General features: G+C 25.0%; 10 protein-coding genes. All 10 read right to left on the minus strand.

What is annotated here, in order from left to right:
* Positions 1–20: 20 nt before the first annotated feature.
* Positions 21–2,537 carry an Ig-specific serine endopeptidase MIP gene (gene mip / locus EXC48_RS02600; protein ID WP_416373325.1) on the minus strand — a complete coding sequence of 839 codons (2,517 nt, stop codon included), beginning with the start codon at positions 2,535–2,537 and terminating at the stop codon, positions 21–23.
* A gap of 193 nt (positions 2,538–2,730) precedes the next feature.
* Complete coding sequence (gap, locus tag EXC48_RS02605; RefSeq protein WP_129720654.1) at positions 2,731–3,732, minus strand: type I glyceraldehyde-3-phosphate dehydrogenase; 1,002 nt, start codon at positions 3,730–3,732, stop codon at positions 2,731–2,733.
* Between the two features lie 189 nt (positions 3,733–3,921).
* The gene (fmt, locus tag EXC48_RS02610; protein ID WP_129721066.1) at positions 3,922–4,776 is read right to left on the minus strand and encodes a methionyl-tRNA formyltransferase; all 855 of its coding nucleotides are present in this window, start codon (positions 4,774–4,776) and stop codon (positions 3,922–3,924) included.
* On the minus strand, positions 4,763–5,686 hold the full coding sequence (locus EXC48_RS02615; protein ID WP_129720655.1) for a hypothetical protein: 924 nt from the start codon (positions 5,684–5,686) through the stop codon (positions 4,763–4,765). Before EXC48_RS02615 ends, fmt begins: the two co-directional genes overlap by 14 nt.
* The gene (locus EXC48_RS02620) at positions 5,679–6,665 is read right to left on the minus strand and encodes a DnaD domain protein (RefSeq protein ID WP_129720656.1); all 987 of its coding nucleotides are present in this window, start codon (positions 6,663–6,665) and stop codon (positions 5,679–5,681) included. The genes EXC48_RS02615 and EXC48_RS02620 overlap by 8 nt, the downstream gene beginning before the upstream one ends.
* Before the next feature lie 29 nt (positions 6,666–6,694).
* Positions 6,695–7,267, minus strand: a complete 573-nt coding sequence (locus EXC48_RS02625) for a dephospho-CoA kinase (protein WP_015287342.1) — start codon at positions 7,265–7,267, stop codon at positions 6,695–6,697.
* Positions 7,248–8,153, minus strand: coding sequence for a 5'-3' exonuclease (locus EXC48_RS02630; protein WP_129720657.1), 906 nt, complete (start codon positions 8,151–8,153; stop codon positions 7,248–7,250). Before EXC48_RS02630 ends, EXC48_RS02625 begins: the two co-directional genes overlap by 20 nt.
* Positions 8,146–11,085 carry a DNA polymerase III subunit alpha gene (gene dnaE, locus EXC48_RS02635; RefSeq protein ID WP_129720658.1) on the minus strand — a complete coding sequence of 980 codons (2,940 nt, stop codon included), beginning with the start codon at positions 11,083–11,085 and terminating at the stop codon, positions 8,146–8,148. The genes EXC48_RS02630 and dnaE overlap by 8 nt, the downstream gene beginning before the upstream one ends.
* Before the next feature lie 102 nt (positions 11,086–11,187).
* On the minus strand, positions 11,188–12,831 hold the full coding sequence (locus tag EXC48_RS02640) for an MHO_4530 family protein (protein WP_129720659.1): 1,644 nt from the start codon (positions 12,829–12,831) through the stop codon (positions 11,188–11,190).
* Between the two features lies 1 nt (position 12,832).
* Positions 12,833–15,037 (minus strand): ATP-dependent helicase, encoded by a 2,205-nt coding sequence (locus EXC48_RS02645; RefSeq protein WP_129720660.1) that lies wholly within the window; start codon positions 15,035–15,037, stop codon positions 12,833–12,835.
* Positions 15,038–15,039: the final 2 nt, after the last annotated feature.

A 15,039-nucleotide genomic window follows, 5' to 3' on the forward strand; every position in this document is an offset into this window, starting at 1 on the left:
TTGATAATTTAGATATGTTTTTAGTTATTTTTAGTTGCTGAATTATTAAATTGGAAGTTTGAAGGAACTTTTTCTTTATCAAAACCATTTTTAAATAAATGTGTTGGTTTTTTATTCATTCTTTTCATTTCATCACGATATGAGTTTTTTTGATCTTTACCGGTTCCGTAGATTACATCATATTGTGGAAGATTATATTCACCAAATAAACCTTGATAATTAAATCCGTTTGATCTTAATGCAGCTGCTACACTTGCTCTTGCGGTAAAGGTACCAGCATGAATTATACCAACTACTTTATTGTTTTGATTACGAACTGATGATCCAGAAGATCCTCCACCAGGTGCATATTGCTTTGGAATGTATCCTAAACTCATAGAAACATACTCTTTATCATCTTTTGAAGATCTATAAAAGTTTTTACCAATTATAGGCGTAGTCAAAAATTGATCTGAAATACCAGGTTTATCTGTAAAAGTACGATATCCTAAATTATAAGAAAGATAACTTCCGCGTTTTGCTTTTTTAAGAGTTTTTTCATCTAACTGATGAATATTCTTTTCATAAAGATTAAATGAAGCGTTAGTTCACAATGAAAAGGTATATTCGGCAGCTTTAATTTGATCTTCATTTCTGTATTGTCCATCATTTTCCAATAAAAAGAAATCGAAAAAAGAATTAGACTTAGATTTTGGATATCCTAATATATATAATGAATCAAACTTATTCAATACTTCATCAGCATTTTCGCCTGGTTTAATACTGAGAGGCACATCTATTTTTTCATAATTTGTTAAGTAATCAAAGTCAGCAAAAGAAGCTTTTTCTTCTTCTTTTCAATTAGCATAATCGTTAGTGACCAATTTAGCTTTTTCTTCTGAGTTATAGTCTTTTGATTTAGAAAAGTCTACTTCAAAAACAGCAAAATCGATAAATTCTTTTTTGTCAAATGATTTATCAACTAAAAAGTCTTTTGGATCTTTTGTTAAATAATCTCTTCCATCAAAGATTCTAGTTATTGCTTCTTTATTGAAACCAAAAGCTTTAAATCTACCTGATAATACTTCAAAACTATTAACCTTCAAAGTATTAAATAATGATTGTTTATCTTTATCTATTCTAGTCAAACCAAATGAATCAAAATATTTTTCATTTTTATCTATTTGATCTATAACGTGTAAATTGGTAGCAAAATAAAATTTAGTTGGATAGTGTCCTTTTTCAGGTTCTTCATAATCGAAAATTCAAGCAGTTCCATCACCACCAATTTTCTGATTATAAATTATTTCTAATTGATAAAAATCAAATGCTTCATCAATATATGGATAAAGTCTAGATTTAGTTTCTTCTTTTAGATCAGATTTTTTAATCTTTTCTTTTATTTCTTCAATATGTTTTTTGGTATATTCACTAACTATTTCATTAGCCTTGGTAAACCCATTTTCCTTTTCTAACTCTTCAATTATTCTTGACTTTAGTTCTTTTAAGGCATTTCTATTATTATGTTCTTTTGCAGTTAAAAATCTTTTTTGAAAATTTGCCTTCTTATCATTATCTTTTATTTTTTCAATTAATAATGAAATATTTTCATCATTTTTTAATAAATCTTTTGTTTTATTTCTCTCATTTTCATCATAAGAAACTTTTCAATTACTAATGTTAAATTGATATGTTTGAGCTGCTATATTGGCATATGTTGGGTTAGTAATCGTTCTAGCTAATCCAATATTTTTATTTGCATCATCCTTTGAAATACCAAAACTATCTGTATCAGCTGGACCTTTACCAGTCTCGCCAATAGTCTTAAGATCTAAGCCGATTACTTTATTATTTGAGTCATATTTTGGTATAGTAAATCCTAAAAGATTAGCATTATCATAAGTAGGTAAATGCAGTTCTCTTGCTTTTTTATCAAACTCTTCTTTTTGTTTTGCTGTTGTACCTAGGTCTCTAGGTTTTTCATTATTTGATAATGGACCAAGATATTTTTTAAAATCAATATTATATCTTTCATTTTGAGAAGAATTTATATATTTTGTAATTTCGGACTTACTAGGTTGCACTCTTTGATTAATTTGTTCAAATGGATTACCTTTTTTAAATCCTTTTAAAGTAAATGATTCAAGATTATTATTAAAATCTAAAAAAACATCAATGGTATCATTATCATTATTCGCTTTTAAATTTACTATTTCAACATCTATATTTTGATCTTTCAAAGTCAACGAAATTTCACCAGATTTCTTTTTATTTAAAAAATCTGTTACTGAAAAATCAGAAAGGTTAACATTATTTCTTCCGTATAAATAATTAAAATTAAACAATTCTTCCTGAGTTTTATTTTTTAAATAATTAGTAATTTCCTCTTTAGTCTTTAATATCTTTTTCCCAATACCATTAGGTTGTTGAATTGAACCATCATTATTGTTTGAATTATTAGTGTCACTGTCATTCTGAGTACATGAAGCAACAAAAATTAGTGGTAATGAAGTAATTGAAGTTACTCCACTAAATAAAATTGAGTTTAATTTTTTCATCATCACACTCCTTTTATAAAAGAATATCATACATCTTTATACTATTAATTAATTATAACCTAAAATATTAAAAAACTAATTTTTAGAACTATTCAATACCAAAATACACTTTTTTTAAAATAACATAATTATGCAATAAAAAAGCATAAAAAACAAGAGCTGTTAAACCAGCTCTTAGTAAAAACTTTTTATCTTATTTTTTTAAGTTTGCAAAATAAACTGTTGTTCTAATTAATTGTGAAACATATGACATTTCATTATCATATCATGAGAATAATTTGTATAAGTTTCCTTCTGGTGTTTGTTTAACAGTTGTTAATAATGAATCAAATAATGATCCGTATGATGAATTAATAATATCTGATGATACGATTGGATCAGTTAAATATTTAAATGATTCAGTAGCGGCTTTTTTCATTGCTGCATTAACTTCTTCAACTGTTGGTTGTTTTTCTAAAAATACTGTTAAATCTACTAATGATCCTGTGATTAATGGAACACGTACAGCAATACCATCTAATTTTCCAGATGCCTCTGGAACAACTAAACCAATAGCCTTTGCAGCTCCTGTTGATGTAGGCACCATATTTTGCGCAGCAGCACGAGCTCTACGTAAATCTCTATGTGGCGCATCTTGTAATCTTTGATCACCTGTATAAGCATGAACTGTTGTCATAAATCCTGATTTTAATCCAAAATTATCTACTAAAGCTTTAACTACTGGCGCAAGTGAGTTTGTAGTACATGAAGCACCTGAAATAACTGTGTCATCAGCTGATAAAATTTTATGATTTACATTGTAAACTATTGTTTTAACATCTTTATCAGATGGCGCTGAAATAACAACTTTTTTAGCACCTGCTTTAATATGTTTTTCAGCACCTTCACGTTTTGTGAAGAAACCTGTTGATTCAACAACGATATCAATTCCTAATTCACCTCATGGAAGGTTTTCAGGATCCTTTTCAGCGAATACTTTAATTTCTTTTCCATTAACAATAAAAGCATTATCTTTCACTTCGATTGAAGCATTTAATTCACCAAATGCTGTGTCATATTTTAATAAATGTGCTAATGTTTTAGCATCTGTTAAGTCGTTTACTGCAACAACTTCTAATTCTGTTCCTAATTCTAACATTTTACGTAAGAATAATCTACCAATTCTTCCGAATCCGTTAATTGCTACTTTTTTCATAATTTCCTTTCAAATTTAACTAAAAATGATAAGTTATATTTTGATTTTTATTTACATAATTTGTAATATCAATTTACGAATGTAATTATAATAAATTTTTTATTACACAATAAACTTAATTAAATTAAATTACAAAAAAAGTATGGAAACATTTACACATAAATTTCAACAAAAATTTTTCGCGAAATGTTATTTTTGCAATTTCACTCTCTTTTTTGATTCGAATTGATAATCAACAGCGTAAAGTTTTCCATCTGATAAATTTATTTCTGGGGCATTTTTTACAAAATCCTTGCTAGCATAATAAACTTTAAGTCTTTTGTTTTGGAAAAATAAATATGCTCCTGGATTCGAAGAAAAAGCTCTAATTTTATTAAATGCATCATTAACTGTTAAATCTTGCTCAATTAATGCACTTTGCTTTTCTAACTTTGGGGCCAAAGTTACTAAATCTTCATTTTGCTTTTTAATTTTAAAATTACCATTATAAAAATCTTCTAGCCATTTAACAATATTTTCTGCGCTTAAAGAAGATAGTTTCTTAAATAGAGTTTCAGAGGTATCTTTTAGATCAATATTAATGCTCTTTTCAAAAATAATATCACCAGCATCCATTTTATTTACCATATATATTAAGCAAATCCCAGTAACATCATCACCATTTAATAAACTATGTTGAATCGGTGCTGCTCCGCGATATTTTGGTAATAGTGAACCATGAATGTTTAAAGAACCTTTTTTAGCTAATTCTAAAACCTTTGTTGGTATAAATTGCCCAAATGCACAACTTAATAAAATATCATAATCATAAGACTTTAGTTCCTCATAAATATCTATAATTTTTTCAGGTTGATAAACCTTAATTTGATATTTTTCAGCTAATATCTTCGTTGGTGTATATTGGAGTTTGTAACCACGATTAGCAGGTTTATCAGGTTGAGAAATAATTGCTAAGACATTAAAATTTTGAATAATTTTTTCAAATGTCTCAACAGCAAATTCAGGAGTTCCGGCTAATATTATTTTTGGTTTATTTTTCATCATCATTAATTCACACCTTTTCTTTAGAAATTTTATCAATTAAATATATCATTTTCTCAGAAATTGGATATAAATAATTGGTTTTGTTTTTATCATTATAATTATTTTTAAATAGTTGTTTTTGTAAAGCATTAAAAATATAATATGATCCAAAAAATGTTTTTAATTTAACATTTTTGTAACGATTAGATAAAATCGGAACAAAAATAGATTCAATAAATCAATTTGATAAAGATTTAACCCCAATCTCATCGAAAATTAAAATATCTATGCTCGATAATTCTTCAATAAGATCATCTAAATCAATTTCTTTTTTATTAATGTTTCGATATATTTTATCTTCTAATAAATTAATGTCTAAATATGCAACTTTTTTATTTAAAATAGCATATTCATTTGCAATTATGCTTAAAATATAACTTCTTTTTGAATAAATATTTCCACTTAAAAATAATGAATTAACTTTAAAGGGATCATTTTTAAATTCATTTAAATATTCCATAATATCACTAGTTTCATTAGAGAGATTTAATTTAGAATCCCCTAATAATTCCTTATGAATTGGACTAGAAATATTCTTAAAAAGAATATTATTTTCAATTTTAAATTCATTTGTTTGATGATTATTGCGCATCTTTTTATAGAATTTTATTTTGTTTTGTTCTCTTAAAATAATTGTTTCATAAATTGCGTCAATAGCACTTCTTTGTTCTTTTTCTCAATTTAAAATTTGAGGCATATATTTTAATAATTCTGAATCTGTAATAGATAACTCTTGAATTTTTGCAAAAATTAATGTATTAGATTTTAATTTTTGCAAAATTTTTTGTTGATCAAATTTAACATTAATCACGAAATTTAGTTTAGGGTTTTTATTTAATAAATTTTCATTTAATTCATCAGATTTAATCATATTTTAATGGTGATAGAAATTGCGATTTTAAAATAGTTTTTTCATCATAAATAGGCTTAGTTTTAACATTACTTTTAAATTTTCCATCAAGATATTTTTCAACATCATCAAAATTTGTAATGTTATTTGCATTTAATTCAGAAATTAAACTATTAACATATTTATATCAACTATCTCCTCTTCTTTTTATAGCATAAAAAATAATCATATTTAAAGTTTTAGATTCAAAATTAATATCTAATCACTTTTTAAGTTGTAATAATTCTATTTCATTCTCATTACGTTGCAACATTTGTCTAATAAAAGAACTTGAATCTAAATAAATTAAAGCTTGATAATCATTTGAATATTTTATATTTCCAACTGGTAATGGAGTGTAAATATCATTCTTCTTACCAATAACTTTTAATTCAGCATCTAAAAGTTTTCTATTACCTTGTGCAATAAAAAAGCTTTTAAGAATATTACTTGAATCTTTTAGAGTTTCATCATAAATTGTAAAAAAGTCAGAAGAGACATCTTCTAGTTCTGAACCAAAAATAGGTTTAATTTCCACTTTGGTTCTACGAGTTAATTTCTCAAAATTGCCTTGACCAATATGTTTTACTAATAGCTTTGTAATAAATGGATTTTTAATTATTTCATTTGCTGTTAACGGTCTTTGTAAAACAAAAACAGTGATGGCTTTTTTATTATCTTTAAATGTATTAATTAAACCAAGAGCTTCAAGTTCTTTTCTGCTTTTATTTAAATCATCTTCATGTGAATTTAAAAATAAGTTTAAAGAAGAAAAATTAAATGGGATATTAGCAAAATCAGAATTTCTTGATAAATCCATTAGATATTCATACAATAAAACGCCAAGACCACCAATTATTGGTCCATATAATTGTCTTAAATTAATTAAGTCAGCGCTTGAAATTGTACTTGCTCTTCTAATTGCAAAATAATCAAAATCTAAGGTTAGTTTTTTAGGCATATGTCTCCTTTTTCTCTAGCATAAATATTTTATTTATTTATTTGACATTTACAATCATAAAGTAATTTTTTTTGAATTTTGACATACTTTTTCATAGAGATATTAACAAGTTTAATCCCATTAAAAAAATCACCAAATCGCTCTCAATCACAGTTGTTTTCATTCTCTAATATAGGCAAAATCACAGGATCAATTTTCTTCAATTTTAAATAATTTCTTCTAGTATTTTCGTCAATTTTCAAATATCAAATTTCGTTAAACAATTTGCCTACGCGCAAGGGCATTTTGAACAAAATCGGAATTTCAACAAAATGATAATAATGAGTCTCCAAATGATGAAAAATTACATTATGAACCAAATTTTCAAAAATTTTTCAAATTTTGCTTTGACTAGTTAGTTCAATTTTTATTCTACTTTTGTCCACTTTTTGATTAACAACTAATTTTGGATTAATCGTTTTCGAAACTAATAAGGCAAATTGCTTTGATTTATATAATTTAACAATAAACCTATCAACATCCAAAACTTTATGGCCTTTTCTTTTTAAATAATTTAATATTCTAGTTTTACCAGAAGCAATTTTACCTACTATCGCTATCATTTTTAATATATTTTAATAATTCTATCTCGAAGGTTCTGAGTTCTAGATAATGAATCATTTCCTTTGCGCTCTCATAATCTAAATTTATTTTATAAATCTTTTCATCAGTTGGTAAATTCAATACATCTAAATTGATTTTAGATAATTCATATGATAAATATCCTAAGCGTTTTCCATCTTGCAGTTTTTTAATAATTGAATTTGAAACATCTAAGGTTTGATTATCTAAATTTTGATAAATATTTTCAAAATTTAGATAATCATTTAGTAATTTTATTGCAGTTTTTTCGCCAATACCTTTTACTCCTGGTAAATTATCACTTGAATCACCTTTTAATCCTTTAAAACTAGTAATTTGGTTTGGATAAATTTGAAATATGTTATAAAAATTATCATTAGTGATTAATGAAATATCACTCGCTTTTTTGATTATGTAATTTGTATCTTTATTCACTAACTGTAATAAATCTCGATCTGAAGAGAAAATAAATTTCTTACCTGGCAGCTTATCACAATAAGTTCCAATAATATCATCAGCTTCATCGCCTTCTTGCTGAAAGATTTGAATATTTAATTTACTTAATAATTGTTTAATTAAATCCATTTGTTGAAAAACTTCTTGTGGCGCTTTAACTCTGCCTAACTTATATTCAGGAAATATTTGATGTCTTTTTGTCTTAGTTCCGAAATCGAAAGCTATTAATAAATGAGTGGGTCTAACGAATTTCAAAAGCTTAATAAGTTGAGATAAAAATACTGATATTGCATTAGTTGGAATCCCATTTGTAGTTCTTAAAATTGCATTAATATCTCCTTTATAAGTTGCATAAAATGATTGAAACAACATATAGTTCCCATCAATTACTAGTGTTTTAATTTTACTCATCTAATAACTCCTTAAAGTCTTTTACATTGTAATATTTATGATCTTTTCTCATTATATATACCATAATATCTCGTGAACTTTGATTTAATAAAAGCTTTTCAACAGAAAAACTTCAACTCGAAGCAACGACTACTTTTGAATCATCTTTAAGTTTTAAAATGGTATGATGATTAAATTTAGTGCCTTTTTTTACTTCTAAAAGACTAACTTTTAATCATTCATAATTATTTGATAAATTAGCGAGATTTAATATTGCATCATTTTGTAGCTCTAATGATTGATTAGTTCAATTTTCGTTTGTATATCTAGTACCTAAAAAATCAATTTCATATTGATCGAGCGTTGCGTTATCTTGTTCTTTAGCAATTAATTTAAGCTCATCTAAATTATTTTTAATAATAAAATCATCAAGAAGTGCAAATAAATTTTCAGTTTTTTTAGATTTTATTTTAAAAAGTTCATAATAATCTAAACATATATCAATTGAGCTTAGCAATGTTTTTTGATTAGCAAAATCACTAAATGTCCCAGCTTTAATTAATGTTTCAATAGTTGATTCACCTATTCCTGCAATTCTTAATCTTAATCATGTTGCAACAAAATTATTAAATGGTCCAGCTCGATTACGTTCATTTAATATTTTCTCAACCACAGCTTGTCCAATACCTTTAATTAAATTAAATGGTAAATAAATTTCATCAAAAAATATTTCGGCATTTTGAGATGAAATGTTAATATTCGGAATTTTAACATTAATTCCAACTAAACTAGCTTCTTCACAATATAACTTAATATTTTGTTGATCAGCTGAAGAATTTGATAATAATACCTTATAAAAATACATCGGAAATCTAGCTTTATAATATGCCAATTTATAACTAATTAATGCATAAGCAACAGCATGAGATTTATTAAAACCATATGAAGCAAATTTTTCAATGTTTGAATATATTTTTTGCAAGTCCTCAAGTATCAATCCGTTCTTAAGCCCGCCTTGAAAAAATTCAGCTTTGTACATTTGAAGCTTAGTATCATCTTTTTTAGAAATTGCTCTTCTAAATAAATCTGCCTTAGAAAACGGCATTCCAGCTACATCTTGAACAATTTGCATAATTTGTTCTTGATAAACAATAATTCCATATGTATTTTTTACAATATTATCGTATTTAGGATGAACTTTTTCAATAAATAAATCATTCTTTTTACATTTTGCATAAATTGGAATATACATACTAGGACCGGGTCTAAATAATGAAATAATAGCATAAATGTCATCGAATGAGCTAATTCCAACTTGCTTTATCGCATTTCTCATCCCAGGTGATTCGAGCTGAAAAATTCCATCAGTATATAATGAATTTAAAATATCGAATGATTTTTTATCATTAAATAATGATATAGAATCATTAACAATATTATCGAATAATTGAATGCTAGGTACTAGTTTTTCTATTTCACTTATAAAAGTTAAGTTTTTTAAAGCTAAAAAATCTATTTTAATTAAGCCATATTCTTCAAGATTATTCATAGTCATTTGCACCTGTTGAATATTAAATGAACTTTTTTGAGATGGAACTATTTCAATTAAAGGATCCTTTGCTATTACAAAACCAGCAGCATGAATTCCAATCTGTCTTGGTAAGCCTTCGATTTTTGAAGCTAATTCATGTAATTGTGGATACTTATTTGCATATAGATTATATTTTTTATTTGTTCTATAAGCCGAAATAAGATTAGCATCTTTTAATGAAATGCTACTTGAAATGTTATCGATCTCAGTTTTTGGAATATTTAAATATCTCCCTACATCTCTGATTGAATTTTTTGCTCCAAGAGTTTGGAAAGTCGAAATTAAACCAACATTCTCATATCCATATTTTTCAACTAAATATTCAAATATTTCATCACGACGGTTATCCTGAATATCGATATCAATATCAGGCAATCCATTACGATCTTCATTTAAAAATCTTTCAAATAAGAGGTCAAACTCTAATGGATTAATTGATGTAATATTTAATAAATATGAAATTAATGATCCAGCAGCAGAACCACGACCAGGTCCGATTAAAATACCTTTTTTATGAGCAAAATTAATTACATCCTGGATTATTAAAAAATAATCAACAAAATTTAATTTTGTTATAACCTTATATTCTTTTTTTATCCGCTCATTAACTAAATCCTTGTTATAATGTTTAATTAAATTTTGATATCTAGGACCAGTAATTAATTTCTGAAATGTCTCAATTGAATGTTCATTATATGCAGGAAGCTTTATATCGCTATTTGGTTTAGAAATTTGAATGTTTGAGACAATATTTAAAATGTTTTGATAAACATTTTCATCAACGTCATCAAACTCACCTTCTAAAAAATATTCAGAATAAAATGTATTTGTTTCAGAATTATTATTTGAAATACTTGCTAATAAAGGTAGTAATTCATTTTCTTCATACTCTAAAATTCGTTTAGTTGGTGCATAAACTGTTTGAATTTCCTGGGTTGTTTTTGCATTTAAATAAAAATTTTTATGATAAGTATCTAATACTACATCATTAGCTTTTGCACCTTTTTCAAAATGATCTATCACATAAATATCTTGACTGTCTAAATCATAATAAGAAATTTCTTGATTATTAGATTTAGCAAATACTAATTTTTTGATAAATAAAAAACCGATATCATTTTTAGCTAAAATAATAACATTAAAATCTTCTTTTAACTTAAATTCCACACCTAATATTAATTTAAAATCATATTCCTGTTGAAATTTTCAAAAAAATTGTAATGCATGGAAATTTTCAAAATCAGTTAATGTTAGATACTTAATATTTCTTTCTTTTACTAATTTAAACAATCTATCCAAACGTATTGTAGAATGTAAAAATGAATATTCTGTATTTGTATGCAAATAAATAATTTCTCTCATAAATTAATTTTATAATATTTAAAAATTTTGCTACTAAAATTAATTAAAAACCTAGTTAAAATATTACCTAAATAAAAAAGTTTGCATAATTTATGCAAACAATTACGGGATATTTTTTTGTTCTTTTTCCAATGAATAAAAAGCATAATTTAAATTAAGTTTTTCAACAATTAAATCATCAAGATTATTAAGCGGATTTTCAAAAACTACTCTAATTCTTTTTGATTTTAACAATTTAATAATATTGAAGCATTCATAAAAAACGGTTCAATCATTTAAACGTTGCGAAATTTTTTGCCCAATTATTAGAACTCTTAATTTATCAACTGTATTAATAATATTAATTAATGTACGGTCTATGTCTTGGATATATAAGGCTGTATAAACATTATTTTCAGAATTATGCATTATTTTTTCCCTAAGCTCTTCAGTTAAAAAAGAATTATTCTCAGCATAAACAAGACATATTGGCTTATTGGTTAAAGGGGTAAAATGTGGATCTAAAAACACTTCTTGAGAAATTTTTACCATAGAATTCAAAGAATTTTCGTGTTGAATTTCAGAAATGTAGTTATATCAAATAGTTTGATATTTGTATTCTAAATAAGGGATTTTCTTAAAAAAACTAGCTCATGAATCAGAAAGTACTCCTTTTTTCAAATCACATTCTAATAAAAATAAGTTTCCTTTTTCCTGGGTTTTATACTTAACTATCATTGACTTTTTAATATCAAATTCACCATCAGATGAATTATTAATAACATGATACTTGTTTAAATTATGATTAAATTCTAAAAAGTATTCATTTTTAAAAATTGTTTCATTTAGATTAATATATTCATCAATTTCATTTGGTTTATTATAAATATGATATAAAGAATATTTTAAAATGTTCTTGATTCTATTTAAATCATTATTAGTTTTTATTTCATAATAAGTAAAGCAGGTTGCAATGTTAAATAATTTATTTAAAAATCTATTTTTAACCACTTTCTTTACGATGGCGTTTACCTCATTTAATTTCGATTTTCAAGGATTTTTAATAATAAAATAAATCATTCCTTCATCGTTAAAATAATATGTTTTTTTATAATTTAAATTAAATAATAAGAATATTTCATATATATCTATTTCTGTTATTTCTTTAAAATAAAATTCTGGTTTTAAAAGCATTCCGATAACTAAATTATTTTGCGATTCTAGTTTAAAATTCTCCTCCCTAGCAAAGTTTATTGATTTAAAATTTTTTGGTTTTTTTGATGATTTTGCCCATTTTAATGAGCAAATGTAATCTCTTGTAGAATTTTGTGAAATTACCACTTTAAATGAGCGCATATTTGTGATTGTTTTATCAATTAATAGAATAAATTTTTCAACTAAGGTAAAATTTTTGTGATATTTTTTATTAATATTGACTTCAATGGTTTCAAAATTATTTTCAGGGATAAAAGTTTCGAAAACTCGATTAAATTTCTCAATACTCTTTTCATCAAAATATTCTAAAAAATCATTTAAACTTAAATAATTAAACTCTTTAAAATTACTTTTTTTACTATCAAATATTGTTGAAACAAAAGAATAGCTATTTGTTATTCTTAAAACTCTATTATTAATTTTATCTACTTTAAAAATTATTATTCCTGATGATGAACGATAGTAAATATATAAGATTAAAGTAATGCCTAATGCTGAACCGATAATAAAGAAAAATACTAAAATAATAATTATGATGTCAAAATAATTCATATTACCTACTAATTAACCTTATTGAATTATGCATTTTATTTAACGTTCTTTCTTTTCCATCATTATGAAATTTAACAACAATATCATTTGATGAACGCGACTCAATAACTTCGCCTTCACCAAAAATTATATGTGAAATAATATCACCAACAATAATTTTTGAGTTCTTAAAAATTGCTTCTGGATCATCATCGGTTGGTACATAATTAGATTGATCTTGTAATAAAATTTTATCACTTGTATTAATGCCCATTTCATCAAGAAATTGTGATATTTCCTTATGCATATTTGTACCAATTATTTTTCCCCTAGATGATGATAAAAATAATCTTTTCTTAGCTCTGGTCACTGCCACATAAGCTAAACGTCTTTCTTCTTCAAGTAATTCATTAGTAGTCTTATCTTTTGAATTATTTATAAAATCGCCTTCTTCAAATATTCTAAGACTTGGAAAAACTCCTTTATTAAGACCAACTAAAAATATATTGTCATATTCTAATCCTTTTGCTGAGTGAATGGTCATTAAAGTAACATAATTAGTCTCATTATGAAATTCATCAGTAACAGATAATAAATTAATCATATTTAAATAATCTTCAATTGTTTTTCCAATATTTTTCTTTTCTCAGGTTTCTATCGATTTGATTAATTCTTTAACATTTTCTTTTGCTGTTCCTCTTAAATTCTTATTATTTTCTATACTATCATAAAAACCAATTTCATTTAAAAATGAATCTAAAATTCGATTGATTCTATTTGTTTTTGATGCTAAAATTTTTTGATATTTAATTATGCAACTCATAAAAGGGTGTAATTTATTAATAATAAAATCCTTGCCTAATTCTTTTACATTAAGTTGTTTAAAATGATCTTTTAATGCAAAAAATATTGTTTTTCCTTTTTTGCGAGCAAATTCTCTAATTTTTGTTAATCTAACCTCACCAACACCACGGTTTGGAACGTTGATTATTCTTTCAAGTGAAATTTCATGTCCATCAAATAAAACTCTTAAAAATGCTAATGCATCTTTTATTTCTGCTCTTTGATAGAATTTTATACCATTAATAAATTTATGTGGAATATTTTCTTCTACCAAAGCTTGTTCAAAAACTCTTGAATAATAATTAGATCTAAATAAAATCGCAATTGCTTTTAATTGATTTTTTTGTTTTTTCAATTCATTTATTTTGTTAACAACTCATCTTGCTTCGCCTTCTTCATTAAAACTATGAAAAAACTCAGGTTCGATACCTTCTTCATTTTCAGTAATAAGATCCTTACTATATCTCATTTTATTATATTTTATTAGCTTATTAGCTGCTGCTAATATTTTTTTTGTTGAACGATAATTTAAATCAAGAATTATAGTGCGAGAATTAGAAAATTCATTATCAAAATTTAAAATTAAACTAACATCAGCACCACGTCAATTATAAATGGTTTGATCAGGATCCCCAACAATAGTTATGTGAGTTGAATCGGTATATAGCATTTTTACAATTTCATATTGTAAAACAGAAGTATCTTGAAATTCATCAATCAAAATATATTTAAATTTTTCCTGGTATTTTCTTAAAATATCAGGTCTTAATGTAAATAAACGATGAGTTTGAATAACTAAATCATCAAAATCAAGAGAGCCTTGTAAAGCGAGTTCATTAAGATATTCTAAATAAATTTTGGCAAGAATAGTTGGTCTTTTTTCACGATTAAGTACATTAGCAAATTCAGCAGGGTCTTCAGAAAAGTTTTTAGCTCATGAAATATATTGTGCTGATGTTTTATAACTTATTTCATGCGGAGTTATTTCTAATTTATTATAAATTCTTTTAAAAATTTGTTCTTTATCATTTTCATCAACAATATAAAAATCAGTATGGTATCCTAGAACACGTATTTCTTTTCTTAAAACACTAGTACAAAATGAGTGAAAAGTTAAAACGTTTAACTTTTCTTTATTTTGTTGACAATATTTTTCAATTCTACTAATCATCTCTTTTGCTGCTTTATTAGTAAAAGTAACAGCTAAAATAGCGCTAGGCGGAACATTTAAATCATTAATTAGATAAGCTACTTTACGAGTTAAAACTTTTGTTTTTCCGGTTCCTGCACCAGCCACAATTCGTAAAGGTGCTTCAAAAAATACAACAGCTTCTCTTTGCTTTTCATTTAAATCACTTAATAAGTCAATTTTTTTCAAAATCATGA

It is taken from the genome of Mycoplasmopsis cynos (assembly GCF_900660545.1).
GTDB lineage: Bacteria > Bacillota_I > Bacilli_A > Mycoplasmatales > Metamycoplasmataceae > Mycoplasmopsis > Mycoplasmopsis cynos.